The following is a 24,427-nucleotide window of genomic DNA, read 5'->3' on the forward strand; positions in this document are numbered from 1 at the left end:
AGGCACCGACTTCCCCGGTGCCTTTCTTGTTGCCTAAATTAAACCGCTTTATGCGCTTCGAACAGAATGGTATCGCTGGTAAACGATCCGTCCTCCTGTAACTCGAAGTACGCTTTGACCTCCGCCGAAGCGCTCTGCTGATATAAGCGAATCGCCTCCACCAGCGGCTCAGAAGTACGCATCCGCGCCACCCATGAACTGAACTCCAGCGGCAGGCGATCGGTCAACAACTGGTTAACCACCAGCCCCGCTTCAGTCGCCAGCGTCAACCACTCGCCGCTGGAATAATTACGCACATGCGAGGTGTCGCGCAGGGCTTCCACCGTCTGCAGCCAGACATCACGTACCGGATGACCCGGCGACATCACGTCCATCACGATAATCACCCCGCCCGGCTTGAGAACACGTTTCACCTCACGCAGCGCCTGGCCAACGTCATGCCAGTGGTGAGCGGAGTAGCGGCTAATCACCACATCAAAGCAGGCATCAGCGAACGGCAGCGTTTCGGCGTACCCCTGCTGGGTCACGATATTGCTAAAACCTTTCTCCTTTGCCGCGGCGGCAACGACCTCCAGCATCTGGCTCGATAAATCATAGGCGGTCACCTCGGCAACCTGTCCCGCCGCGGTAAAGCTGGCGTGCCCTGCCCCGCAGCCCATATCCAGCACTTTCGCCTGAGGAAAATCAGCCAGCCGTTCCGCCAGCCGCTGCAGATCGCGACCAGAGGCGTGTACGGCGCTGGTCAGATAGGCGCTGGCCTGGGAGCCGAACTGCTTTTCGACGTTGTCATGGTGAGAGCGTGTTGTCATGTTGTCTTGTCCTTACGGTTTTTTTTGAGTAATAAAAGGCAGCACCATGCATGCGCAGGCCTGCCCCATGGCAGGCCTGACCAACCTTAAATTAATCAGGCTTGCCGGGACTGAATTCGACTAGTAGCGGGTTGTGGTCGGAGGCGCGGGTCACCAGCACGGAAGCATCGTGCACGCTTAACCCACGGTAGAACACAAAATCGAGGGGACGACCAAACGCGCGGCGGCGCTGATCGTCTGAGAAACGAACTTCGCGTAACGACATCTCACGCGCAAAGCGGTACAGCGCATTCATCCGCGGCCGGCTCCAGGCATTGAAGTCGCCGGCCATGATCACCGGCCCGCTGTGATGGGCGATCTGATCGCCAATTGGCAGCAGCTGTTTGCTGTAGACGTCGACGCCAAGGCTAAAGTTGACGGCATGGATATTGACTACCATCAACAACCGCGCATCCGGCAGCGGATAAACGGTCACTAACGCCGATTTCGGCAATCGCAAAATAGGCTCGCGCTCGCGCAGCGGACAGCAATAGATGGGGTGCGCGGAGGCCAGCGTCATTACGCCGGAAGGATGCTGCGGCAATACCAGCGCCGGCACCTGATCGGCGGCCAGATAGTTTGAAGTCGCGAACCGGACCAGTTCTGGGGTGGTTTGCGCCTCCTGCAACAGGACCAAATGCGCATCTTTGCCGAAATTTTTGAGGACCGACTGCCACTCTGCGCGCTGCTGCTTGAAGATATTCCATACCAGCACGCGGATCTTCTCATCGCTGCTTAATGGCGTACCGGCGGGATAAACCGGACTCACGCCCGCAAACGCCCCCGGAGGCAATATTCTCTCCGCAGGTTGTCCGGCGACATAGCGCATGGCGTAGGTGTTCTTTCGCAATTTGGGCATTAATCCTCGATAACAGAAACCAGCCCGACGACGACTGGTTATTCTGTTATAGGGATTTTCCCATACACTTTCAATGCAAATTGCGAGAAACCCTTAGCCTTCGGGAGAAAGCGCTGCCGAACGGCGTGGCAATTTATCTAAACGTCCGCTCAGGACCACCAACAGCAAAGCGACCAGCACAATCATCGCGCCAATCCACGGCGTCTGCGCCAGACCGTACCGCTCGACCGTCTGTCCGCCGACGATGGACCCCAGAGCAATGCCGACGTTAAAGGCGGCAATATTCAGGCCGGAAGCGACGTCGACGGCGCCAGGCGTGTACTGCTCTGCTTTTTGCACCACATACACCTGCAAACCCGGCACGTTGCCGAAGGCGAAGATGCCCATCACCAGTACCGTTGCCAGCGCGGCATAGTGAACGCTGGCGGTCAACTGGAAGACCAGCAGCAGCACCACCAGCGCAGCGAAGATAAACTTCAGCGCGGAGACGGCGCCATGCTTATCGGCCAGTTTGCCCCCCCACACATTACCGATAGCGACCGAGACACCATAGCCCAGCAGGATCCAGCTCACCGCTGACGGACTGAAACCGGCCAGCTCCTGCATCATCGGCGCAAGGAAGGTAAAGGCGGTAAACACGCCGCCGTAGCCCAGCGCGGTAATGGCGTAGATCATCAGCAGGCGAGGATGAGTTAATACTTTCATCTGATCGCGCAGGCTGGCGCTGGCGCGGCCCGGAATATTATTCGGTACCAGAATCAGGCTGCTGATAAGGGCAATGACGCCCAGAATCGATACCGCGAGGAACGTTTCCCGCCAGCCAAAATGCTGGCCGATGAAAGTCCCGAACGGTACCCCGGTTACCAGCGCGACCGTCAGGCCGCCGAACATAATGGCGATGGCCGAGGCCGCTTTCTCTTTTGCCACCAGGCTGGTAGCAATTGTCGAGCCAATAGAGAAGAACACGCCGTGTGCCAGGCCGGTCAGCAGTCGCGCCAGGATCAGCGTTTCATAGCCAGGGGCCTGCCAGGCCAGCACATTACCCGCCGTAAACAGGACCATCAACGCCAGCAGCAGCTGTTTACGCGGCATACGCCCGGTCAACGCCGTCAGCACCGGAGCGCCGATCGCCACGCCCAGCGCGTAGATAGAGACCAGCAGTCCCGCCGAAGGCAGGGAGATAGAGAGTTGCTGAGCAATGGTCGGGACCAGGCCGACAATCACAAATTCAGTGGTGCCAATTGCGAAGGCACCGATGGTTAAGGCAAATAGCGCCAGTGGCATAATTTACTCCGTAGCATCAGGATTAAGATGACACGTAGTATGAAGGGTTGTATAAATAACAAAAACTATCAAAGTATCAATAGAATTTTGCTATAGGTGCAATAATGAGAGCCACATCAGAGGAGATCGCCATCTTTGTGGCGGTGGTGGAAAGCGGGAGTTTCAGCCGGGCGGCCGAGCAGCTCGGACAGGCCAACTCCGCCGTCAGCCGGGCGGTCAAAAAGCTGGAATCAAAGCTAGGCGTAAGCCTGCTCAATCGGACCACCCGCCAGCTCAGCCTGACAGAAGAAGGCGAGCGCTACTTTCGCCGGATGCAGGTGGTCTTGCAGGAAATGGCGGCGGCAGAGAACGATCTGCTGGAGACGCGCACGACGCCGCGGGGCCTGCTGCGGGTAGATGCCGCGACGCCGGTGATGCTGCATTTTCTCATGCCGCTGGTGAAGCCATTTCGCGAGCGCTACCCGGAAATGACGCTGTCGCTCGTCTCGTCTGAGACGTTTATCAATCTGATTGAACGGAAAGTGGATGTGGCCATTCGGGCCGGGACCTTAACGGATTCCAGCCTGCGCGCCCGACCGCTGTTTACCAGCTATCGTAAGATCGTCGCCTCGCCCGACTATGTCGCGCGCTACGGTATGCCGCAGCATCCATCCGATCTGAAACAGCATCACTGCCTCGGCTTCACCGAGCCGGTATCGCTGAATACCTGGCCGGTCTCCTGTTGCGATGGCCAGCTGTTAGAGATCGAAGCGGCGGTGTCATCCAATAGCGGCGAAACGCTCAAGCAGCTGTGCCTGACCGGCAACGGTATTGCCTGCCTGTCGGATTACATGGTGGATAAAGAGATTGCCAGCGGAGAGTTTGTCGAGCTACTGGCGGATAAGCGCTTACCGGTGGAAATGCCTTTCAGTGCCGTCTATTACAGCGACCGGGCGGTCAGCACTCGCATCAGGGCATTTATTGATTTTCTGAGCGACCACGTAAAACAGCTCCCGAAGGAGCTGTCGTAATACCATCTCGGTCTGCAAGGCGAACGGCATACCGGTAGCGAGTGATTAATCCCACTGCGGCGCCAGACCTTCCGGGCTCACCAGCCGATCGTTGCAATCCAGCGCAGCGATCGCCTGTCGATCTTCATCATCCAACTGCAGATCCAGCGCCTTCAGGTTGCTGGCCAGGTTATCACGCTTCGTCGAGGACGGGATCACCGCGTACCCCTCGCCCATCGCCCATGCCAGGATAACCTGCGCCGGAGTCGCATTATGTTTCGCCGCGATACGGGCAATCACTTCATCTTTCAGCGCCTTACCATAAGCCAGCGTCATGTAAGAGGTGATGTGGATGCCGTGCTCACGTGCCCAGTCGACGACTTTACGGTTTTGCAGATACGGCGAGAGTTCAATCTGGTTGGTCGCAATGTTTTCAGCGCCAACGGCGGCAATCGCGCGCTCCATCAGTGGAATAGTGAAGTTGGAGATACCAATCTGACGGGTCAGACCCAGCTTCTTCGCTTCCATCAAGGCTGCCATAAACTCTTCAACGGCAACCGCATCGTTCGGTGCCGGCCAGTGGATGAGCGTCAGGTCAACATAGTCCGTGCGCAGCTTCTGCAGACTTTCTTGCAGGCTGGCGATGAGTTTGTCTTTGCTCAGGTTCTCGATCCAGATTTTGGTAGTGATGAACAGCTCATCACGCGGCACGCCGCTTTCGGCGATAGCCTGACCCACCGCGGCTTCGTTGTCATAGATTTGCGCGGTGTCGATAGCACGATAGCCCAGCTCCAGCGCGGTTTTTACGGATGCGATAACAACATCATCTTTCAGACGGAAGGTGCCAAGACCAAATGCAGGGATTGCCATGATTTTCCTCGTTATTTATTCATTTCGGTTAACGGATGAAATTATGGCTGATGGTGTGGAGGGGAAAAAGAGCGATTAATGCAGAGGATTTTTGCTGAATTAGCAATAATAGAGAACAGATCAAACAAAAAAGCCCTGAGCAAATGCTCAGGGCTCTTAATAAGTGGCGGAACGGACGGGACTCGAACCCGCGACCCCCTGCGTGACAGGCAGGTATTCTAACCGACTGAACTACCGCTCCACCGAATTTCTTCGCTTTTTTACCACCGGTTGTCACCCCGGCTTACTGCAATTTGATGCCTGGCAGTTCCCTACTCTCACATGGGGAGACCCCACACTACCATCGGCGCTACGGCGTTTCACTTCTGAGTTCGGCATGGGGTCAGGTGGGACCACCGCGCTAGTGCCGCCAGGCAAATTCTTTGTGCTCGTCCTGTGTCTTTTGCGCTTATACTGCGTTGGCTGCTCTCGCGAGTGTCAGTCACATACTTATGTATGCTCCTTCCATCGCGTCGTTTGCCGCCTTGTCTCAGCGCAAAATCCTTCGGACTCTGAATCAGAGCTGAAAATTCTCTCAAATCGCCAAAACATCTTCGGCGTTGTAAGGTTAAGCCTCACGGTTCATTAGTACCGGTTAGCTCAACGCATCGCTGCGCTTACACACCCGGCCTATCAACGTCATCGTCTTTAACGTTCCTTCAGGAGACTTAAAGTCTCAGGGAGAACTCATCTCGGGGCAAGTTTCGTGCTTAGATGCTTTCAGCACTTATCTCTTCCGCATTTAGCTACCGGGCAGTGCCATTGGCATGACAACCCGAACACCAGTGATGCGTCCACTCCGGTCCTCTCGTACTAGGAGCAGCCCCCCTCAATTCTCCAGCGCCCACGGCAGATAGGGACCGAACTGTCTCACGACGTTCTAAACCCAGCTCGCGTACCACTTTAAATGGCGAACAGCCATACCCTTGGGACCTACTTCAGCCCCAGGATGTGATGAGCCGACATCGAGGTGCCAAACACCGCCGTCGATATGAACTCTTGGGCGGTATCAGCCTGTTATCCCCGGAGTACCTTTTATCCGTTGAGCGATGGCCCTTCCATTCAGAACCACCGGATCACTATGACCTGCTTTCGCACCTGCTCGCGCCGTCACGCTCGCAGTCAAGCTAGCTTATGCCATTGCACTAACCTCCTGATGTCCGACCAGGATTAGCTAACCTTCGTGCTCCTCCGTTACGCTTTGGGAGGAGACCGCCCCAGTCAAACTACCCACCAGACACTGTCCGCAACCCCGGTAAGGGGCCAACGTTAGAACATCAAACATTAAAGGGTGGTATTTCAAGGTTGGCTCCACGCAGACTGGCGTCCACGCTTCAAAGCCTCCCACCTATCCTACACATCAAGGCTCAATGTTCAGTGTCAAGCTATAGTAAAGGTTCACGGGGTCTTTCCGTCTTGCCGCGGGTACACTGCATCTTCACAGCGAGTTCAATTTCACTGAGTCTCGGGTGGAGACAGCCTGGCCATCATTACGCCATTCGTGCAGGTCGGAACTTACCCGACAAGGAATTTCGCTACCTTAGGACCGTTATAGTTACGGCCGCCGTTTACCGGGGCTTCGATCAAGAGCTTCTCCTTACGGATAACCCCATCAATTAACCTTCCGGCACCGGGCAGGCGTCACACCGTATACGTCCACTTTCGTGTTTGCACAGTGCTGTGTTTTTAATAAACAGTTGCAGCCAGCTGGTATCTTCGACTGGTCTCAGCTCCATCCGCAGGGACTTCACCTACACACCAGCGTGCCTTCTCCCGAAGTTACGGCACCATTTTGCCTAGTTCCTTCACCCGAGTTCTCTCAAGCGCCTTGGTATTCTCTACCTGACCACCTGTGTCGGTTTGGGGTACGATTTGATGTTACCTGATGCTTAGAGGCTTTTCCTGGAAGCAGGGCATTTGTTACTTCAGCACCGTAGTGCCTCGTCATCACACCTCAGCCTTGATTATCCGGATTTGCCTGGATAACCAGCCTACATGCTTAAACCGGGACAACCGTCGCCCGGCTAACATAGCCTTCTCCGTCCCCCCTTCGCAGTAACACCAAGTACAGGAATATTAACCTGTTTCCCATCGACTACGCCTTTCGGCCTCGCCTTAGGGGTCGACTCACCCTGCCCCGATTAACGTTGGACAGGAACCCTTGGTCTTCCGGCGAGCGGGCTTTTCACCCGCTTTATCGTTACTTATGTCAGCATTCGCACTTCTGATACCTCCAGCAACCCTCACAGGTCACCTTCGCAGGCTTACAGAACGCTCCCCTACCCAACAACACATAGTGTCGCTGCCGCAGCTTCGGTGCATGGTTTAGCCCCGTTACATCTTCCGCGCAGGCCGACTCGACCAGTGAGCTATTACGCTTTCTTTAAATGATGGCTGCTTCTAAGCCAACATCCTGGCTGTCTGTGCCTTCCCACATCGTTTCCCACTTAACCATGACTTTGGGACCTTAGCTGGCGGTCTGGGTTGTTTCCCTCTTCACGACGGACGTTAGCACCCGCCGTGTGTCTCCCGTGATAACATTCTTCGGTATTCGTAGTTTGCATCGGGTTGGTAAGTCGGGATGACCCCCTAGCCGAAACAGTGCTCTACCCCCGAAGATGAATTCACGAGGCGCTACCTAAATAGCTTTCGGGGAGAACCAGCTATCTCCCGGTTTGATTGGCCTTTCACCCCCAGCCACAAGTCATCCGCTAATTTTTCAACATTAGTCGGTTCGGTCCTCCAGTTAGTGTTACCCAACCTTCAACCTGCCCATGGCTAGATCACCGGGTTTCGGGTCTATACCCTGCAACTTAACGCCCAGTTAAGACTCGGTTTCCCTGCGGCTCCCCTATACGGTTAACCTTGCTACAGAATATAAGTCGCTGACCCATTATACAAAAGGTACGCAGTCACACCCGAAGGTGCTCCCACTGCTTGTACGTACACGGTTTCAGGTTCTTTTTCACTCCCCTCGCCGGGGTTCTTTTCGCCTTTCCCTCACGGTACTGGTTCACTATCGGTCAGTCAGGAGTATTTAGCCTTGGAGGATGGTCCCCCCATATTCAGACAGGATACCACGTGTCCCGCCCTACTCTTCGAGTTCACAGCCTGTGCATTTTGGTGTACGGGACTATCACCCTGTACCGTCGGACTTTCCAGACCGTTCCACTAACACACAAGCTGATTCAGACTCTGGGCTGCTCCCCGTTCGCTCGCCGCTACTGGGGGAATCTCGGTTGATTTCTTTTCCTCGGGGTACTTAGATGTTTCAGTTCCCCCGGTTCGCCTCGTTAACCTATGTATTCAGTTAACGATAGTGCAACGAATTGCACTGGGTTTCCCCATTCGGACATCGCCGGCTGTAACGGTTCATATCACCTTACCGACGCTTTTCGCAGATTAGCACGTCCTTCATCGCCTCTGACTGCCAGGGCATCCACCGTGTACGCTTAGTCGCTTAACCTCACAACCCGAAGATGTTTCACTTCTGATTGCGAAAATTTGAGAGACTCGAACACACATTGACTGTGTGTCGTTTCAATTTTCAGCTTGATCCAGATTTTTAAAGAGCAAAACTTCGCAGTGCACCTTTTCAGGTTCACTCTGAAGTTTTCTTGTGTTCGCAGTAAAGATGGTGGAGCTATGCGGGATCGAACCGCAGACCTCCTGCGTGCAAAGCAGGCGCTCTCCCAGCTGAGCTATAGCCCCATCGTTTGCAACCTCTTCAAATTTGCTTCGCAAATTTGGTAGGCCTGAGTGGACTTGAACCACCGACCTCACCCTTATCAGGGGTGCGCTCTAACCACCTGAGCTACAAGCCTGCAGAGATTACTTACTGCTCTATTTTCATCAGACAATCTGTGTGAGCACTGCAAAGGCAGGTTCTTTAAGGTAAGGAGGTGATCCAACCGCAGGTTCCCCTACGGTTACCTTGTTACGACTTCACCCCAGTCATGAATCACAAAGTGGTAAGCGCCCTCCCGAAGGTTAAGCTACCTACTTCTTTTGCAACCCACTCCCATGGTGTGACGGGCGGTGTGTACAAGGCCCGGGAACGTATTCACCGTAGCATTCTGATCTACGATTACTAGCGATTCCGACTTCATGGAGTCGAGTTGCAGACTCCAATCCGGACTACGACATACTTTATGAGGTCCGCTTGCTCTCGCGAGGTCGCTTCTCTTTGTATATGCCATTGTAGCACGTGTGTAGCCCTGGTCGTAAGGGCCATGATGACTTGACGTCATCCCCACCTTCCTCCAGTTTATCACTGGCAGTCTCCTTTGAGTTCCCGGCCGAACCGCTGGCAACAAAGGATAAGGGTTGCGCTCGTTGCGGGACTTAACCCAACATTTCACAACACGAGCTGACGACAGCCATGCAGCACCTGTCTCACAGTTCCCGAAGGCACCAATCCATCTCTGGAAAGTTCTGTGGATGTCAAGACCAGGTAAGGTTCTTCGCGTTGCATCGAATTAAACCACATGCTCCACCGCTTGTGCGGGCCCCCGTCAATTCATTTGAGTTTTAACCTTGCGGCCGTACTCCCCAGGCGGTCGATTTAACGCGTTAGCTCCGGAAGCCACGCCTCAAGGGCACAACCTCCAAATCGACATCGTTTACGGCGTGGACTACCAGGGTATCTAATCCTGTTTGCTCCCCACGCTTTCGCACCTGAGCGTCAGTCTTTGTCCAGGGGGCCGCCTTCGCCACCGGTATTCCTCCAGATCTCTACGCATTTCACCGCTACACCTGGAATTCTACCCCCCTCTACAAGACTCTAGCCTGCCAGTTTCGAATGCAGTTCCCAGGTTGAGCCCGGGGATTTCACATCCGACTTGACAGACCGCCTGCGTGCGCTTTACGCCCAGTAATTCCGATTAACGCTTGCACCCTCCGTATTACCGCGGCTGCTGGCACGGAGTTAGCCGGTGCTTCTTCTGCGGGTAACGTCAATCGCCAAGGTTATTAACCTTAACGCCTTCCTCCCCGCTGAAAGTGCTTTACAACCCGAAGGCCTTCTTCACACACGCGGCATGGCTGCATCAGGCTTGCGCCCATTGTGCAATATTCCCCACTGCTGCCTCCCGTAGGAGTCTGGACCGTGTCTCAGTTCCAGTGTGGCTGGTCATCCTCTCAGACCAGCTAGGGATCGTCGCCTAGGTGAGCCGTTACCCCACCTACTAGCTAATCCCATCTGGGCACATCTGATGGCATGAGGCCCGAAGGTCCCCCACTTTGGTCTTGCGACATTATGCGGTATTAGCTACCGTTTCCAGTAGTTATCCCCCTCCATCAGGCAGTTTCCCAGACATTACTCACCCGTCCGCCGCTCGTCACCCGAGAGCAAGCTCTCTGTGCTACCGCTCGACTTGCATGTGTTAGGCCTGCCGCCAGCGTTCAATCTGAGCCATGATCAAACTCTTCAATTTAAGTTTGATGCTCAAAGAATTAAACTTCGTAATGAATTACGTGTTCACTCTTGAGACTTGGTATTCATTTTTCGTCCGAGGACGTTAAGAATCCATGTCACTTTGAGTGCCCACACAGATTGTCTGATAAATTGTTAAAGAGCAGTTGCGACGCGCTTTAGCGCTCTGTCGCGAGGTGGCGTATATTACGCTTTCCTCTTTCAGAGTCAACCCGTTTTTCAGGATTTTTCTCTGCAACCGAACCGGCTGTTTGTGTGAAGTGATTCACATCTGCCGTGTCGATGGAGGCGCATTATAGGGAGCTCTCCGGGAATGACAAGCGGAAAAATACAATTTTATTTCAACCGCTCATCTTTTAAACGCAACGCTTATTTTTGCTGCTTTTTAATCGCCGCCGGCAGCTCTGCCAGGCTATTTAGCACCCAATCCGCCGCTTTTTCCGCTTCTTCAGTCAGGGGTTTACCGGTGCGCACCAGTACTTTAGTCCCGACATCCGCAGCCGCTGCCGCCTGCATATCTTCCAGTTTGTCCCCTACCATATAAGAAGCAGCCATATCGATATGCAGATAGTCGCGGGCGGAAATCAGCATCCCCGGATGCGGTTTACGACAATCACAGGTCTGGCGGTACTCCTCAACCGCACCCTGCGGGTGATGCGGGCAATAGTAGATACCGTCGAGGTCGACGCCGCGGTCTGCCAGAGACCAGTCCATCCATTCGGTCAGCGTTTCAAACTGGGCTTCGGTAAATTTACCGCGGGCAATACCGGACTGGTTAGTGACCAGCACCAGCGCGTAGCCCATCTCTTTTAGTTCGCGCATCGCGTCAATGACGCCATCGATAAATTCAAAATTGTCGATTTCGTGGACGTAGCCATGATCGACATTAATAGTGCCGTCACGGTCGAGAAAAATTGCGGGTACTGACTTTGCCACCGGTTTGCTCCTGAAAAAGACTAGTGCCGCTAGTATCGCATGTTTCCGCATGCAAGAAAGTGCTCATTATAAAGAGTCAGATTGATTTAGACGTCTGGATGCCTTAACATCCATTTCATTGCCAGGCATCGCCTGGATACGGCAGAAGAAAATGCCACGGCAAACGGCTAAACGATAATAAATAACTGATGATTAAACTTTCCAATATCACCAAAGTATTCCAGCAGGGGAATCGCAGCATTCAGGCGCTGAATAACGTCAGCCTGCATGTCCCTGCCGGACAGATTTACGGCGTCATCGGTGCCTCCGGCGCCGGTAAAAGTACGCTGATTCGCTGCGTGAACCTGCTGGAGCGCCCGACCGAGGGCAGCGTACAGGTTGACGGTCAGGAACTGACTGCCCTGTCGGAGAAAGAGCTAACCCGCGCTCGCCGTCAAATTGGCATGATTTTCCAGCATTTTAACCTGTTGGCCTCGCGGACCGTTTTCGGCAACGTGGCATTACCCCTGGAGCTGGATAACACGCCGCAGGCTGAAATCAAACGCCGTGTCACGGAGCTGCTGGATCTTGTCGGCCTGGGTGATAAGCACGACAGCTACCCGGCCAACCTCTCCGGCGGCCAGAAACAGCGCGTGGCGATTGCCCGCGCGCTGGCCAGCAATCCTAAAGTATTGCTGTGCGATGAAGCCACCAGCGCCCTGGATCCGGCCACTACCCGTTCCATTCTCGAACTGCTGAAAGACATTAACCGTCGTCTGGGGCTGACCATTCTGTTGATCACCCATGAAATGGACGTGGTTAAACGTATCTGCGACTGCGTGGCGGTCATTAGTAATGGTCAATTGATCGAGCAGGACACCGTGAGCGAAGTCTTCTCCCATCCGAAGACGCCGCTGGCTCAGCAGTTTATTCAGTCCACTCTGCACCTCGATATTCCGGATGACTATCAGGCGCGCCTGAAACCTACCGCCACAGCGGATAGCGTACCGATGCTGCGCATGGAATTTACCGGCCACTCCGTCGATGCGCCGCTGCTCTCTGAAACCGCGCGTCGCTTCAACGTGAATAACAACATTATCAGCGCGCAGATGGATTATGCCGGCGGGGTGAAGTTCGGCATCATGCTCACCGAAATGCACGGTACACAGGAAGACACTCAGGCGGCCATCGCCTGGCTGCAGGAACATCATGTAAAAGTAGAGGTATTGGGTTATGTCTGAGGCAATGATGTGGCTGCTATTGCGCGGCGTATGGGAAACGCTGGCAATGACTTTTGTCTCTGGCTTCTTCGGTTTTGTCCTCGGCCTGCCGGTGGGCGTGCTGCTGTACGTTACCCGTCCGGGGCAAATCGTCGCCAATGCCAAACTGTACCGCACGCTGTCGGCGCTGGTGAATATTTTCCGCTCCATCCCGTTCATTATCCTGCTGGTCTGGATGATTCCGTTTACCCGCGTGATCGTCGGTACCTCTATCGGCCTGCAGGCAGCGATTGTGCCATTAACAGTTGGCGCCGCGCCGTTTATCGCCCGCATGGTGGAGAACGCCCTGCTGGAAATCCCCACCGGCCTTATTGAAGCCTCCCGCGCGATGGGTGCCACGCCGCTGCAGATCGTGCGCAAAGTCCTGCTACCTGAAGCACTGCCGGGTCTGGTCAACGCCGCCACCATCACGCTCATCACGCTAGTGGGTTATTCCGCAATGGGCGGCGCGGTGGGCGCCGGTGGCCTGGGTCAGATTGGTTATCAGTATGGCTATATTGGATATAACGCCACCGTGATGAATACCGTACTGGTATTGCTGGTTGTTCTGGTTTATTTAATTCAATTCTCTGGCGATCGCATCGTCCGGGCTGTGACTCACAAATAACGTTATTGGCAGACAACACTCATTCTTACAGGAAGGAAATAACATGGCCTTTAATTTCAAAACTTTTGCGGCAGTTGGCGCGTTAATCGGTTCTCTGGCGCTGGTGGGTTGCGGTCAGGATGAAAAAGATCCGAATCATATTAAAGTCGGCGTTATCGTCGGGGCGGAACAGCAGGTCGCTGAAGTTGCGCAGAAAGTGGCAAAAGAGAAGTATGGCCTCGATGTTGAGCTGGTGACCTTCAACGATTACGTTCTGCCGAACGAAGCGCTGAGCAAAGGCGATATCGACGTGAACGCCTTCCAGCATAAACCGTATCTCGATCAGCAGATTAAAGACCGCGGCTATAAGCTGGTGGCTGTCGGTAACACCTTCGTCTACCCGATCGCGGGTTATTCGAAGAAAATCAAATCGCTGGACGAACTGCAGCCGGGCTCGCAGATCGCCGTCCCTAACGATCCGACCAACCTCGGTCGTTCTCTGCTGCTGCTGCAGCAGGTGGGCCTGATCAAACTGAAGGATGGCGTAGGCCTGCTGCCGACCTCGCTGGACATCGTCGAGAACCCGAAAAACCTGAAGATTGTTGAACTGGAGGCGCCGCAGCTGCCGCGTTCCCTGGACGATGCGCAGATTGCGCTGGCCGTTATCAACACCACTTACGCCAGCCAGATTGGCCTGACCCCGGCGAAAGACGGCATCTTTGTTGAAGGTAAAGAGTCTCCTTACGTGAACCTGATTGTGGCGCGTGAAGACAATAAAGATGCTGAGAATGTGAAAAAATTCGTTCAGGCTTACCAGAGCGATGAAGTTTACGAAGCAGCGAACAAGATCTTTAACGGCGGTGCCGTGAAAGGCTGGTAATCTTTTCTCACCGTAATATCATTCAGGACGGGCTTCACGCCCGTCTTGTCATTTATGCAAGCACCTGATTCAATAACGCCCTGTTTTTTATTCATTGAGGAAATACTATGCGTGCTTTACCGATCTGTTTGTTAGCACTCATGTTAAGCGGTTGTTCCATGCTAAGCAGATCTCCCGTTGAGCCTGCTCAAAGCACTGCAACCCCGCCAGTTAAATCTGAGCCGAGCAAACCGCGCGCCACCCGCCCGGCCCCAGTACGTATTTACACCGATGCGTCAGAGCTGGTTGGTAAACCGTTCCGCGATCTGGGTGAAGTATCTGGCGAGTCCTGCCAGGCTTCGAATCAGGATTCTCCGCCGAATATCCCCACCGCGCGCAAGCGCCTGCAAATTAATGCCGCGCGTATGAAAGCCAATGCCGTCCTGCTTCACCGCTGCGAAGTGACCAGCGGTACGCCAGGCTGCTACCGTCAGGCCGTTTGCCTGGGTTCAGCGCTTAACGTCTCGGCGCAATGAGCGCATTTCAGTTCGCGCAAATAGGCGTCATCCGTTCGCCGTATAAAGAGAAGTTTGCCGTTCCTCGCCAGCCAGGCCTGGTGAAACACGGCGGCGGAGAACTCCATCTGGTCGCGCCCTATAACCAGGCCGACGCCGTGCGTGGCCTGGAGAGCTTCAGCCATCTGTGGATCCTGTTTGTGTTTCATCAGACAATGGCAGGCGGTTGGCGTCCGACGGTGCGACCTCCCCGACTGGGCGGCAATGCGCGGATGGGCGTCTTCGCCACCCGTTCAACGTTTCGCCCTAATCCCATCGGCATGTCGCTCGTTGAGCTCAAGGGCATTCGCTGTCAGAAAGATCAGGTAATACTGGAACTCGGCAGCCTCGATCTCGTCGACGGGACGCCGGTGGTTGATATCAAACCGTATCTTCCTTTCGCCGAAGCCCTGCCGGACGCCAGCGCCAGCTATGCACAGCAGGCGCCGCTGGCGGGTATGAACGTCAGCTTTACGCCGGAAATAGACGCACAGTTACTCACGCTGGAAAAACGTTACCCACATATCAAAGCGTTTATCCGCGAGGTGCTGGCGCAGGATCCGCGTCCGGCCTACCGAAAAGAGGAACAAGCGGGAAAAACATATGCCGTCTGGCTGCTGGATTTCAACGTCCGCTGGCGGGTGACTGCCTCCGGTTTTGAAGTCTTTGCCCTCGAAGCGCGCTAATTTTATTTTCCTCTCTTTTGGCATCTTTGCCACACTGGTAAACTAAACCACTTTTTTTGTTTCAGGCTGGGCAACCAGCCTGTTCCGCTCGTTTAACTGGAACCGTTACAACATGCGTACTAGCCAATATCTGCTCTCCACTCTGAAGGAGACACCTGCCGACGCCGAGGTAATCAGCCATCAGCTGATGCTGCGCGCCGGGATGATCCGCAAGCTGGCCTCCGGGTTATACACCTGGCTGCCGACCGGCGTGCGCGTCCTGAAAAAAGTCGAAAACATCGTGCGTGAAGAAATGAACAACGCCGGTGCGATCGAGGTGTTAATGCCGGTCGTTCAGCCATCTGAACTGTGGCAGGAGAGCGGGCGCTGGGAGCAGTACGGCCCGGAACTGTTGCGCATTGCCGATCGCGGCGATCGTCCGTTCGTCCTCGGCCCAACCCACGAAGAGGTCATTACCGATCTGATCCGCAACGAGCTGAACTCCTATAAACAGCTGCCGCTGAACTTCTATCAGATCCAGACCAAATTCCGCGACGAAGTACGCCCGCGTTTCGGGGTGATGCGCTCCCGTGAATTCCTGATGAAAGATGCCTACTCTTTCCATACTTCGCAGGAATCGCTGCAGGAAACCTACGACGCGATGTATGCCGCTTACAGTAAAATCTTCAGCCGTATGGGGCTGGATTTCCGCGCGGTACAGGCTGACACCGGTTCTATCGGCGGCAGCGCCTCTCATGAATTCCAGGTGCTGGCGCAGAGCGGCGAAGACGATGTGATCTTCTCCGACAGCTCCGACTACGCGGCAAACATCGAGTTTGCGGAAGCCGTTGCGCCGAAAGAGCCGCGCGCAGCCGCCACCCAGGAGATGACCCTGGTCGATACGCCGAACGCCAAAACCATCGCTGAGCTGGTGGAGCAGTTCAACCTGCCGATCGAAAAAACCGTGAAAACTCTGCTGGTGAAAGCGGTTGAAGATAGCGCTTCCCCGCTGGTTGCCCTGCTGGTGCGCGGCGATCACGAGCTGAACGAAGTGAAAGCGGAAAAACTGCCGCAGGTCGCCAGCCCCCTGACCTTCGCCACCGAAGAAGAGATCCGCGCCCTGGTGAACGCCGGTCCGGGCTCCCTGGGCCCGGTGAACATGCCGGTTCCGGTGATTATCGACCGTACTGTAGCGGTGATGAGCGATTTCGCCGCTGGCGCCAATATCGATGGCAAACACTACTTCGGCATCAACTGGGACCGCGATGTCGCGACGCCGGAAGTGGCCGACATCCGTAACGTCGTCGCCGGCGACCCGAGCCCGGACGGTAAAGGTACCCTGCTTATTAAGCGCGGTATCGAAGTGGGTCATATCTTCCAGCTGGGGACGAAGTACTCCGAGGCGATGAAAGCCGCGGTCCAGGGCGAAGATGGGCGTAACCAGATCCTGACCATGGGCTGCTATGGTATCGGGGTGACTCGCGTGGTAGCGGCGGCGATTGAGCAGAACTTTGACGATCGCGGTATCGTCTGGCCGGATGCGATTGCGCCGTTCCAGGTGGCGATCCTGCCGATGAACATGCACAAGTCTTACCGTGTGCAGGAGCTGGCGGAGAAACTGTACGCCGAGCTGAGCGCCCAGGGTATTGAAGTGCTGATGGACGATCGTAAAGAGCGTCCGGGCGTGATGTTCGCCGATATGGAGCTGATCGGTATCCCGCACACCATCGTGCTGGGCGATCGTAACCTCGACAACGATGATATCGAATACAAGTATCGTCGCAACGGTGAGAAGCAGCTGATTAAGACCGGGGATATTGTGGAATATCTGGTTAAAGCGATAAAAGGCTAACACCCACCTCAGGGCCCTGAACGGATGTCAGGGCCTTTTTTTTTACAAGGACAGTACCAATGACTGCACATCTCCTCCGCAGCGGACTGCTTACTTTTGCCCTACTCCTACTTACCGCCTGTACCCTGGACGTCGGCCGCAGCTCGCCTTCCACATCTGCTGCCGATGACCATTCATCATCCTGGGCTGTTACCCTCCAGCGTCAAAGCTCGATTGCCGGCAGCGGACTGCGCGAAATCGCCGAAAGCGACCTGCGCTCCGGCGACCTGCTGTTCTCCTCCAGCCTGGGCGTCACATCGCTTGGGATCCGCGCCTTCAGCGCCTCTTCCGTAAGCCACGTCGCGCTGTATGTTGGCGAAGGTCAGGTTGCGGAAGCCACCGGCGCCGGCGTACAAGTGATTACCCTTCAGCAGGCGCTGGCGCACAGCGATAAACTCTTTGCTCTCAGGGTGCCTGACCTGACGCCGGACCAGGCAACGACGATGAAAAGTTTTGCCTGGCAGGTCAAAGACAGCGGGTATAACTATCGCGGCATTATTCAGTTTATCCCTTATATGGTCACCAAACCGCTCTGCTCGCTCAACCCCTTCTCACGAGACTTTCGCCAGCAGTGCGTCAGTGGCCTGGCTAAAGCGCAGCTGGGCGATGCGGCAAGCGGCGACAAGAAAGCGTGGTTTTGCTCGGAGTTTGTCAGCGAGGCCTTTGTCCGAGCCGGGCATCCGCTGACGCTCGCGCAGGCGGCGTGGATCAGTCCTTCCGATCTGCTGCACATGCGGGAAGGAGACGTCGCCACGTTTAAACCCGAAACGCAGCTCCAGTATGTCGGGCATTTGAAACTGGGAGTTTATCTTCAGGCCGGTAAGCTGGTGGGGCTGAACAAACCGAAGGACGGTGCGGAGTAAAGAAACGATTGACGCTTTTCCGCCAGCCAGATCCACGCTCACTCTTGATGTGACAGGGCTAATAACAGGAGGAAGTAGGTGGTACTGCGCGGGATCATCCCCTGCCCGTTACCCGGACAGGGGCCTGACAATCAATGGCTGCAGTCTTTACCGGGAATAAATTTGCCGGCTTGATCCGTCATCAGCGTTTTCATCATCTCGCCGGTATCCGGGTTCGCTTCGAGAGTAAAGTGCCCTTCTACCACCAGCAGTACCGGGCGAGTATCGGTCCCGCGCGCGGCGGCATAATCCCGTTCAAGCTGGGCATTGTTCGCCACCGCGACGCGTTTACCGGTCGCGCAATCGGTAAAGGTTGCCGCATCGGCCATATAGAAATACATGCCGCGCATCGCCATCGGCGTCGTCGGCAGGCTGGCCTTCACTGGCTCCAGGGTATAGTTGAGAGGAGACTGAATGGGGCTTCCGTTGCGGTCGAGCATCTCCAGCTTGTCGCCTTTCGCGCGAAAGTAAGATTTCTCGCCCTTGCTGTTGGTCAGCACCAGCTTATCCGCGGTGCGTGCCCAGGTGCCGTACGAGGCAAAGGAAGACGGCTCACGACGGGCGCCCTGGTAGTGCTCATTCATCACCCAGGTCCCGTCTTTTTCCAGGAACAGCGAGGTGTCGATACCTTCGCAATCCGCGCAAGGCAGCACGCCTCGCCAGCTTTGCTGCATCGGCTTGAGCTCTTCCATCGCCGCTGGCTGGACCGTGTCAGTCTCGGCGCGATGGTTACAACCAAACAGCGCGAACAGCGAACAGGCCGCTATCACGGAGAATACGATTTTCTTCACTTTGCTTTCCTTATCATCCATTTCACCCGTTCGCCGACGCCTTCACTGGCGAACTTTCCCACGCAGCGCCTTGACTGAGGACTTCTGTGCCTTGGAAGCAAGGCGTCGCTCTTTCGATGCCCGAGTCGGTCGCGTCTCCCGGCGACTTTTTTGCACTGCGGTTAATTCTTTAATAAGGGCCACCAGCCGGGCGATCGCCGCTTCACGGTTCATCTCCTGGCTGCGGTATTCCTGAGCCTTAATGATAACCACACCGTCAGCAGAAATTAAGTGGTGGCTGGCGGCGAGCAGGCGCTCTTTGTAAAACTCCGGCAGGCTTGAAGCTTTAATATCAAAGCGCAGATGGATCGCCGTCGACGCTTTGTTCACATGCTGCCCCCCTGCTCCCTGGGCGCGAATGCCTGACAAGACGATCTCGTCGTCGGCAAGGGCTACGCTGCGGCTAATAGTAATCATGCCGACGCTTGCCAGGCGGTAAGCTGAATTTCCAGATTATTCCGAGCATCGGATAACCAGATACTGCCCTCCTGCAGAGTGGCCTGCAGCGTCATGGTACGATCGGCAAAGGCGCTAAGCAGTGCCAGTTGCGCATCATCAAGATACCAGATGGTCAGCTTCGGGTACGCCGCAAGCTTGCTCTGATTCTGCTGCCACCAGATTTCAGCTGCCCGGCTATTATAGGCAAACAGCGCCACCGCCTGCGCCCGTGAGCAGGCTTTCTTAATCCGCCGCTCATCCGGCAGACCCAGTTCGATCCACAGATCGACCCCGAGATGATCGTTAAGCAGCCACAGCTCCGGCTCGTCATCCGACGACAGACCGCGGGTAAACTGTAGCCGTTCATCGGCATATTTGATCCATGCCAGCAGGCGCAGCATCATGCGCTCCTGGGTTTCTGACGGATGCTGAGCCAGCGTCAGGTTAGCATCCAGAAACTGGTTGCGATCCAGATCGGCTACATTTACCGCAGCTTTATATATTGTCGCTTTCAGCGCCATGAATAAACTCCTGAAAAGAATGGCGTACATTGTAGCGAAACTGGCGGCAAAAGGCTGTCGTCAATCGCAGCAACCTGTTTCATCCTGCTGAAATTGCTTAAATGACTATGATATAGTTCCCTTGCTAAACAGAGTTTATCTTCGTAGGCTTAAACTTGCATCCCACGGTTGAGTCAGAACGCTGACAGGAGGGCATGTGGACCACTATTGTGAGTTAATACGCAAGCGGTATGCGGAAATAGCCAGCGGAGACTTAGGGTATATCCCGGATGCGCTGGGTTGCGTGTTGAAAGTATTGAATGAGATTGCGGCGGATGAGGCCCTTTCGGAGTCAGTCAGGGAAAAGGCCGCTTATGCGGCAGCAAACTTACTGGTGAGCGATTATGTCAATGAATGATACTTATCAACCCATTAACTGCGATGATTACGACAACCTGGAGCTGGCCTGCCAGCATCACCTGGTGCTGACGCTGGCGCTGAAGGATGGCGAACAGCTGCAGGCAAAGGCCAGCGATCTTATCTCGCGAAAAAATATCGAGTATCTGGTGGTCGAACTCGCCGGCAACGTCCGCGAGCTGCGCCTGGATAAAATCGCCAGCTTCAGTCACCCGGAAATCGGCACCGTGGTGGTGAGCGAATCCTGAATCAAAAACGGGCTTAATCGCCCGTTTTCCTCCACATCAGCCTGACCCCTTCCCCGTCCTTCACTTCACCTTCTGTGGTCACAAACAGATCGTCCGCTGCGGCAATCGGCGTTTCGCCGTAAAACAGCAGCGGCGTGGTGTCTCGTCGCCACGGAGCAACGCCCAGCTCCTGCCAGAGCTTCTTGAGCTTGCGTCCGCCATGGCGCCCGACAATATGCAGGTGGCCGCTGGCGCGAAAGCGGACGGTGACCGGCTCATCCGCCGACGGCGGGCGCAGCCTGCCGCCGGGCCGCAGCGTCAGCTCGCCGAGACCGTCCGCCAGCCGCAGCGGCTGGCGCCAGTCGGGCCAGCGCTGAACGCTGTCCGTCTGACCGGGAAGATACTTCACCCAGTACAAACGCTGTTGAAAACGGCGGACGGTAAATTCCCCCAGCCGCAGACAGGGGCTGGCATCTTCCCGCGCCAGCGCCACCTCGTGCCAGAGGCGCTCAGGCACCTCGCGGGCGGGCATCGGCGCCTGCTGCCCGGCGAGCCAGCGACGCAGCAGCGCCGCTCGGCGCGGCGGACTCATCGTCGCCAGCGGCGCGATAGCCAGCGAGCCATCTTCGGCCACCAGCGACGCCAGCTCCGCCGCCAACATCTCGTCCAGCAGTTGTTCCTGCTCGGCGCACAGGCTGGCGCTGCGGGCGACGGCCTCGCTAAAGTGCGGCCAACGCTCGCGCAGCACCGGGATCACCCGCAGGCGCAGGAAATTGCGGTCATAGGTATCATCCTGATTACTCTCATCTTCGATCCACGACAGCTGATGGGCGAGCGCCCACTGGCGTAGTGATTCGCGGGTTTCATTGAGGAGAGGACGCAGTAGTCGACTGCCGGCAAAGGCAGAGGATGGCGCCATCGCCGACAGGCCGGTAGGACCGCTGCCGCGTTTTAACGCCAGCAGCAGGGTTTCGCACTGATCGTCCTGGTGCTGGGCGGTCACTAACACCTCGCCGGCATTGAGCGTATCCTGAAAGGCCTGATAGCGCGCCGCACGAGCGTGGGCCTCGACGCCCAGCCCTCCCCGGGCTAACGTCACGCGATGCACCACCAGCGGCACCTGCCACTGCTGGCAAATCTGCCGACAATGCGCCACCCAGTCGTCTGCGTGGGCGCTAAGGCCGTGGTGAACATGCACCGCCCGCAGCGTCAGCGAGGGATCCTGTTCCCGCAGCAGCACCAGCTGATGCAGAAGAACCGTCGAGTCCAGACCGCCGCTGAAGGCCACCAGCAGCTGGCGATGGGGATGAAGCGTATGCGCAATATCAGCCGTCATATCCACGAACATACCGAGAAGTGATGGCCCGGCACGTTACCGGGCCAGGGCCGCGCTGGCAAGATTTACTGCTGATATATTTCCAGCGGCAGGTCGTCCGGATCGCTAAAGAAGGTAAAGCGTTTACCGGTAAAGGGATCGACACGAATCGCTTCGCACTCCACGCCATGCGCGGTGAGATGGGCTACCGCGGCGTCGATATCATCCACGCTAAAGGCCAGATGACGCAGCCCGCAGGCTTCCGGACGACTGGGGCGGGCTGGCGGAAACGGGAACGAGAACAACTCAATTATATACTCGCCGTTGAGCGCCAGATCGCCTTTCCAGGAATCGCGCTCGGCGCGATAAAACTCACTTTGCAGCGTAAACCCCAGAATATCGCAATAGAACGCTTTACTGCGGGCGTAGTCGGTCGCAATGATGGCAATATGGTGAACCCGTTTCAAACCCAGCATGGTTAAACTCCTTCTGTTAAGCCAGCCACGTTACTCGTGCGCGCCGTTAACGCGCAAGCCTTTCGTCATTTTTTAAGACTCGTACCCGATACACACCGTCCTCATCGCGCTTGGCGCCGTGAATATCGGTCTCAAAGCCCGGGTAATGACGGCCGATAGAGCAAAGCATCAGCAGAAAATCGAGCACCGCCCGGCTTTCCTCGGTGATCATCTCTCCCGGCATCAGCAGCGGAACCCCCGGCGGATAAGGGAGGATCATGTTGGCCGAAATCCGCCCCACCAGGTTCTCCAGTTCAATAGTTTCCACCTCCCCCTTGATCTGGCGCTGCCAGGCGTGATGCGGCGTCATTTTCATTTCCGGCAGGACGTCAAAGGCGCTGAGCATCAGCTGCGGCAGCTGATGCTGACGGATCAAGCGGTGGATCCCCTGCGCCAGATCCTGGATCCGCATGTTGCGGTAGAAGTCGGGATCTTCGGCGTACAGATCCGGCAGCATATTTTTCACCCGCAGATTGAGATCGTAGGCGCGTTTAAACTCGGTCAGGCCGCGCAGCAGCCCCATCGCCCGGGTTTTATCGATGCCGATACTGAACAGGAACAGCAGATTGTAGGGGCCTGTTTTCTCTACCACCACGCCCCGCTCGTCGAGGAACTTCGCCACCAGCGCCGCCGGGATCCCCTCTTCATCCATATTCCCCTGCTCGTCCATGCCCGGCGTCAGAATGGTGACCTTCACCGGATCGAGATACATATGATCCGCATCGGCATCTTTGAAACCGTGCCAGTCCTCGCCCGGCGCTACCGGCCAGCACTCGGCTTTATCCACGGCTTCCGGCTGCCAGATATCAAAGAACCAGCCGTCCGACTCCTCGCGCAGTCGCTGCACCTCTTTGCGGAAGTCCAGCGCCCGCTCAATGGAGCGCTGGATCAGACGTTTACCGGAGTTGCCGCGCAGCATCGCCGCCGCGGTCTCAATCGACGCGACGATGGGGTAGCTCGGCGACGTAGAGGTATGCATCATAAAGGCTTCGTTAAAGGTCTCTTCATCATAGTTGCCTTTAATGTGGATCAGCGAGGCCTGCGACAGCGCGGCCAGCATCTTATGCGTCGACTGCGTCTCGAAGATGACTTTCCCGGGGATCCGCTCCCCGCTCATACCACTTTTCCCCTGATATATCGGATGGAAATGGGTATAGGGCACCCAGGCGGAATCGAAATGGATCGACGGGACATCGAGCGTCTCCTTAAGCCAGGTGGTGTTATAGAGCAGACCATCGTAGGTGGAGTTGGTGATCACCGCATGCACGGGCCACTGCGCCCCGCCCGTGTCGCGCACTTTCTGCTGAATGCTGTCGCGGGTAAATTCGCGCCGGGGGATACCGCCGAGGATCCCCAGCGCGTTGCGGGTCGGCTTCAGCCACAGGGGAACCACATCGCTCATCATCAGCAGGTGGGCCAGCGATTTGTGACAGTTACGGTCAATCAGCAGGGTGCTGCCGGCGGGCGCCGAGTACATGCCGACAATTTTATTGGACGTCGAGGTGCCGTTGGTCACCATATAGCTTTGCTCGGCGCCAAAGGCGCGCGCGATATACTCCTCCGCCTCCAGGTGCGGGCCGGTATGATCCAGCAGGGAGCCCAGCTCGGTGACCGAAATCGAGACATCCGCCTTCAGCGTATTCCCGCCAAAAAAATCATAGAACAGGCAGCCCACCGGGCTTTTCTGATAGGCGCTGCCGCCCATATGGCCCGGCGTACAGAAGGTATATTTTCCCTCCTGGACATAGTTGAACAGCGCGCGGGTAAACGGCGGAGTGATATTCTCCAGGTACTCGCGGGTGTACTGCCCAATGCGGGTGGCGATCTCTTCGGAGAGTCCCAGCGCATATTCGAAGAACCACAGCGTCATGCGCAAATCCTGACTGCTGACATCCATCGTCGAGTGGGCGTTAATAAAGGCGTACAGAGGAAGGTATTCATTGAGCTGATTGATATCGCTGCACAGATCGACGCTGTATTCATCCCAGTCGAAGATCACCCCGCAGATGCGCGGGTTGTGCTCGATAAACTGCAGCAGGTCGGCGCTGTTTTGCGGCCAGATGGTCTGGAAGCCCTGGCGCTGCAGCGCCGCTTCCAGTTCTTTGATCGGCTCGTCTTTGTGGTAGACGCCGTGAGGCCCCATGATGGCGATGATATTCACGCTTTCCTCCTGGTATTCACCTAAGTCAAGCATCATAGCAATCCCCCGG

Annotated in this window: 21 protein-coding genes, 3 tRNA genes and 3 rRNA genes; 10 read left to right on the forward strand and 17 right to left on the reverse strand. The window is 56.0% G+C overall.

Features of this window, described 5'->3' with window-relative positions; translation table 11 throughout:
- Window positions 1-38: 38 nt before the first annotated feature.
- From OHJ17_RS20475 to OHJ17_RS20485, 3 genes are all read right to left on the reverse strand, one after another.
- Window positions 39-809 (reverse strand): class I SAM-dependent methyltransferase, encoded by a 771-nt coding sequence (locus tag OHJ17_RS20475; protein ID WP_032432615.1) that lies wholly within the window; start codon window positions 807-809, stop codon window positions 39-41.
- 91 nt (window positions 810-900) lie between these two features.
- Window positions 901-1,698: an endonuclease/exonuclease/phosphatase family protein gene (locus OHJ17_RS20480; protein WP_002889629.1), complete on the reverse strand. Its 798-nt coding sequence runs from the start codon at window positions 1,696-1,698 to the stop codon at window positions 901-903.
- 102 nt (window positions 1,699-1,800) lie between these two features.
- Window positions 1,801-2,991 carry an MFS transporter gene (locus tag OHJ17_RS20485; RefSeq protein ID WP_004147174.1) on the reverse strand — a complete coding sequence of 397 codons (1,191 nt, stop codon included), beginning with the start codon at window positions 2,989-2,991 and terminating at the stop codon, window positions 1,801-1,803.
- A gap of 104 nt (window positions 2,992-3,095) precedes the next feature.
- Between OHJ17_RS20485 and yafC the strand changes: the two genes are divergently transcribed.
- Complete coding sequence (gene yafC / locus OHJ17_RS20490) at window positions 3,096-4,001, forward strand: DNA-binding transcriptional regulator YafC (RefSeq protein WP_002889616.1); 906 nt, start codon at window positions 3,096-3,098, stop codon at window positions 3,999-4,001.
- 45 nt (window positions 4,002-4,046) lie between these two features.
- Here the strand turns inward: yafC and dkgB are convergent, their stop codons facing one another.
- From dkgB to gmhB, 8 genes are all read right to left on the reverse strand, one after another.
- Window positions 4,047-4,850, reverse strand: a complete 804-nt coding sequence (dkgB, locus tag OHJ17_RS20495) for a 2,5-didehydrogluconate reductase DkgB (RefSeq protein WP_002889598.1) — start codon at window positions 4,848-4,850, stop codon at window positions 4,047-4,049.
- 164 nt (window positions 4,851-5,014) lie between these two features.
- Window positions 5,015-5,091: transfer RNA gene (locus OHJ17_RS20500), tRNA-Asp, on the reverse strand.
- Window positions 5,092-5,148: 57 nt separating this feature from the next.
- Window positions 5,149-5,264 (reverse strand): 5S ribosomal RNA (gene rrf, locus OHJ17_RS20505).
- 189 nt (window positions 5,265-5,453) lie between these two features.
- Window positions 5,454-8,355 (reverse strand): 23S ribosomal RNA (locus tag OHJ17_RS20510).
- A gap of 169 nt (window positions 8,356-8,524) precedes the next feature.
- Window positions 8,525-8,600 (reverse strand) — tRNA-Ala (locus OHJ17_RS20515).
- Window positions 8,601-8,636: 36 nt separating this feature from the next.
- Window positions 8,637-8,713 (reverse strand) — tRNA-Ile (locus OHJ17_RS20520).
- A gap of 71 nt (window positions 8,714-8,784) precedes the next feature.
- Window positions 8,785-10,324, reverse strand: a 16S ribosomal RNA gene (locus tag OHJ17_RS20525).
- The 16S, 23S and 5S rRNA genes sit together here with 3 tRNA genes alongside, the layout of an rRNA operon.
- 368 nt (window positions 10,325-10,692) lie before the next feature.
- Entirely contained in the window at window positions 10,693-11,259 is a 567-nt protein-coding gene (gmhB, locus tag OHJ17_RS20530; RefSeq protein ID WP_002889452.1) for a D-glycero-beta-D-manno-heptose 1,7-bisphosphate 7-phosphatase, read from the reverse strand.
- Window positions 11,260-11,447: 188 nt separating this feature from the next.
- Between gmhB and metN the strand changes: the two genes are divergently transcribed.
- The 7 genes from metN (at window position 11,448) to OHJ17_RS20565 (ending at window position 17,936) form a co-directional block, all read left to right on the forward strand.
- The gene (gene metN, locus OHJ17_RS20535; protein WP_002889450.1) at window positions 11,448-12,479 is read left to right on the forward strand and encodes a methionine ABC transporter ATP-binding protein MetN; all 1,032 of its coding nucleotides are present in this window, start codon (window positions 11,448-11,450) and stop codon (window positions 12,477-12,479) included.
- Window positions 12,472-13,125, forward strand: a complete 654-nt coding sequence (locus tag OHJ17_RS20540) for a methionine ABC transporter permease MetI (RefSeq protein WP_002889448.1) — start codon at window positions 12,472-12,474, stop codon at window positions 13,123-13,125. The genes metN and OHJ17_RS20540 overlap by 8 nt, the downstream gene beginning before the upstream one ends.
- A gap of 43 nt (window positions 13,126-13,168) precedes the next feature.
- Entirely contained in the window at window positions 13,169-13,984 is an 816-nt protein-coding gene (metQ, locus tag OHJ17_RS20545) for a methionine ABC transporter substrate-binding lipoprotein MetQ (protein ID WP_002889445.1), read from the forward strand.
- 107 nt (window positions 13,985-14,091) lie between these two features.
- Window positions 14,092-14,499, forward strand: coding sequence for an Rcs stress response system protein RcsF (gene rcsF, locus OHJ17_RS20550; protein ID WP_002889443.1), 408 nt, complete (start codon window positions 14,092-14,094; stop codon window positions 14,497-14,499).
- Window positions 14,496-15,203: a tRNA (N6-threonylcarbamoyladenosine(37)-N6)-methyltransferase TrmO gene (gene tsaA, locus OHJ17_RS20555; protein WP_004191907.1), complete on the forward strand. Its 708-nt coding sequence runs from the start codon at window positions 14,496-14,498 to the stop codon at window positions 15,201-15,203. Before rcsF ends, tsaA begins: the two co-directional genes overlap by 4 nt.
- Before the next feature lie 112 nt (window positions 15,204-15,315).
- Complete coding sequence (gene proS / locus OHJ17_RS20560) at window positions 15,316-17,034, forward strand: proline--tRNA ligase (protein WP_004151928.1); 1,719 nt, start codon at window positions 15,316-15,318, stop codon at window positions 17,032-17,034.
- A 59-nt stretch (window positions 17,035-17,093) separates the two neighbouring features.
- Complete coding sequence (locus OHJ17_RS20565; RefSeq protein WP_002889437.1) at window positions 17,094-17,936, forward strand: YaeF family permuted papain-like enzyme; 843 nt, start codon at window positions 17,094-17,096, stop codon at window positions 17,934-17,936.
- A gap of 131 nt (window positions 17,937-18,067) precedes the next feature.
- Here OHJ17_RS20565 and nlpE read toward each other — a convergent pair whose 3' ends face one another.
- The 3 genes from nlpE to OHJ17_RS20580 are packed head-to-tail and all read right to left on the reverse strand — an operon-like array spanning window position 18,068 to window position 19,764.
- Window positions 18,068-18,766, reverse strand: coding sequence for an envelope stress response activation lipoprotein NlpE (nlpE, locus tag OHJ17_RS20570; protein ID WP_002889435.1), 699 nt, complete (start codon window positions 18,764-18,766; stop codon window positions 18,068-18,070).
- Between the two features lie 42 nt (window positions 18,767-18,808).
- A complete protein-coding gene (arfB, locus tag OHJ17_RS20575; RefSeq protein WP_002889433.1) occupies window positions 18,809-19,222 on the reverse strand; it encodes an alternative ribosome rescue aminoacyl-tRNA hydrolase ArfB in 414 nt (137 codons plus the stop codon).
- Window positions 19,219-19,764, reverse strand: coding sequence for a YaeQ family protein (locus OHJ17_RS20580; protein WP_002889431.1), 546 nt, complete (start codon window positions 19,762-19,764; stop codon window positions 19,219-19,221). Before OHJ17_RS20580 ends, arfB begins: the two co-directional genes overlap by 4 nt.
- A 196-nt stretch (window positions 19,765-19,960) precedes the next feature.
- On the opposite strand from OHJ17_RS20580, the gene OHJ17_RS20585 reads away from it, so the two are divergent.
- Both OHJ17_RS20585 and rof read left to right on the forward strand, forming a co-directional pair.
- A complete protein-coding gene (locus OHJ17_RS20585) occupies window positions 19,961-20,161 on the forward strand; it encodes a YaeP family protein (RefSeq protein ID WP_002889429.1) in 201 nt (66 codons plus the stop codon).
- A complete protein-coding gene (gene rof, locus OHJ17_RS20590) occupies window positions 20,148-20,408 on the forward strand; it encodes a Rho-binding antiterminator (RefSeq protein WP_002889424.1) in 261 nt (86 codons plus the stop codon). The genes OHJ17_RS20585 and rof overlap by 14 nt, the downstream gene beginning before the upstream one ends.
- Window positions 20,409-20,421: 13 nt before the next feature.
- Here rof and tilS read toward each other — a convergent pair whose 3' ends face one another.
- The 3 genes from tilS to OHJ17_RS20605 are packed head-to-tail and all read right to left on the reverse strand — an operon-like array spanning window position 20,422 to window position 24,378.
- Window positions 20,422-21,735 carry a tRNA lysidine(34) synthetase TilS gene (gene tilS / locus OHJ17_RS20595; protein ID WP_021469579.1) on the reverse strand — a complete coding sequence of 438 codons (1,314 nt, stop codon included), beginning with the start codon at window positions 21,733-21,735 and terminating at the stop codon, window positions 20,422-20,424.
- Between the two features lie 53 nt (window positions 21,736-21,788).
- Complete coding sequence (locus OHJ17_RS20600) at window positions 21,789-22,178, reverse strand: VOC family protein (protein ID WP_004191919.1); 390 nt, start codon at window positions 22,176-22,178, stop codon at window positions 21,789-21,791.
- A 46-nt stretch (window positions 22,179-22,224) separates the two neighbouring features.
- Window positions 22,225-24,378, reverse strand: a complete 2,154-nt coding sequence (locus OHJ17_RS20605) for a lysine decarboxylase LdcC (protein WP_002889384.1) — start codon at window positions 24,376-24,378, stop codon at window positions 22,225-22,227.
- Window positions 24,379-24,427: the final 49 nt, after the last annotated feature.

This window comes from Klebsiella sp. KP20-425-1, assembly GCF_025813515.1.
GTDB classification, from domain to species: domain Bacteria; phylum Pseudomonadota; class Gammaproteobacteria; order Enterobacterales; family Enterobacteriaceae; genus Klebsiella; species Klebsiella pneumoniae.

Excerpts from the sequence above, each read along its gene's own strand:
- OHJ17_RS20580 (WP_002889431.1), bottom strand. The coding sequence starts at position 19,764 with ATGGCGCTGAAAGCGACAATATATAAAGCTGCGGTAAATGTAGCCGAT.
- yafC (WP_002889616.1), top strand. The coding sequence starts at position 3,096 with ATGAGAGCCACATCAGAGGAGATCGCCATCTTTGTGGCGGTGGTGGAA.
- OHJ17_RS20485 (WP_004147174.1), bottom strand. The coding sequence starts at position 2,991 with ATGCCACTGGCGCTATTTGCCTTAACCATCGGTGCCTTCGCAATTGGC.
- arfB (WP_002889433.1), bottom strand. The coding sequence starts at position 19,222 with ATGATTACTATTAGCCGCAGCGTAGCCCTTGCCGACGACGAGATCGTC.
- OHJ17_RS20475 (WP_032432615.1), bottom strand. The coding sequence starts at position 809 with ATGACAACACGCTCTCACCATGACAACGTCGAAAAGCAGTTCGGCTCC.
- OHJ17_RS20565 (WP_002889437.1), top strand. The coding sequence starts at position 17,094 with ATGACTGCACATCTCCTCCGCAGCGGACTGCTTACTTTTGCCCTACTC.
- rof (WP_002889424.1), top strand. The coding sequence starts at position 20,148 with ATGTCAATGAATGATACTTATCAACCCATTAACTGCGATGATTACGAC.
- OHJ17_RS20540 (WP_002889448.1), top strand. The coding sequence starts at position 12,472 with ATGTCTGAGGCAATGATGTGGCTGCTATTGCGCGGCGTATGGGAAACG.
- dkgB (WP_002889598.1), bottom strand. The coding sequence starts at position 4,850 with ATGGCAATCCCTGCATTTGGTCTTGGCACCTTCCGTCTGAAAGATGAT.
- tsaA (WP_004191907.1), top strand. The coding sequence starts at position 14,496 with ATGAGCGCATTTCAGTTCGCGCAAATAGGCGTCATCCGTTCGCCGTAT.
- rcsF (WP_002889443.1), top strand. The coding sequence starts at position 14,092 with ATGCGTGCTTTACCGATCTGTTTGTTAGCACTCATGTTAAGCGGTTGT.
- OHJ17_RS20600 (WP_004191919.1), bottom strand. The coding sequence starts at position 22,178 with ATGCTGGGTTTGAAACGGGTTCACCATATTGCCATCATTGCGACCGAC.
- proS (WP_004151928.1), top strand. The coding sequence starts at position 15,316 with ATGCGTACTAGCCAATATCTGCTCTCCACTCTGAAGGAGACACCTGCC.
- metQ (WP_002889445.1), top strand. The coding sequence starts at position 13,169 with ATGGCCTTTAATTTCAAAACTTTTGCGGCAGTTGGCGCGTTAATCGGT.
- tilS (WP_021469579.1), bottom strand. The coding sequence starts at position 21,735 with ATGTTCGTGGATATGACGGCTGATATTGCGCATACGCTTCATCCCCAT.
- metN (WP_002889450.1), top strand. The coding sequence starts at position 11,448 with ATGATTAAACTTTCCAATATCACCAAAGTATTCCAGCAGGGGAATCGC.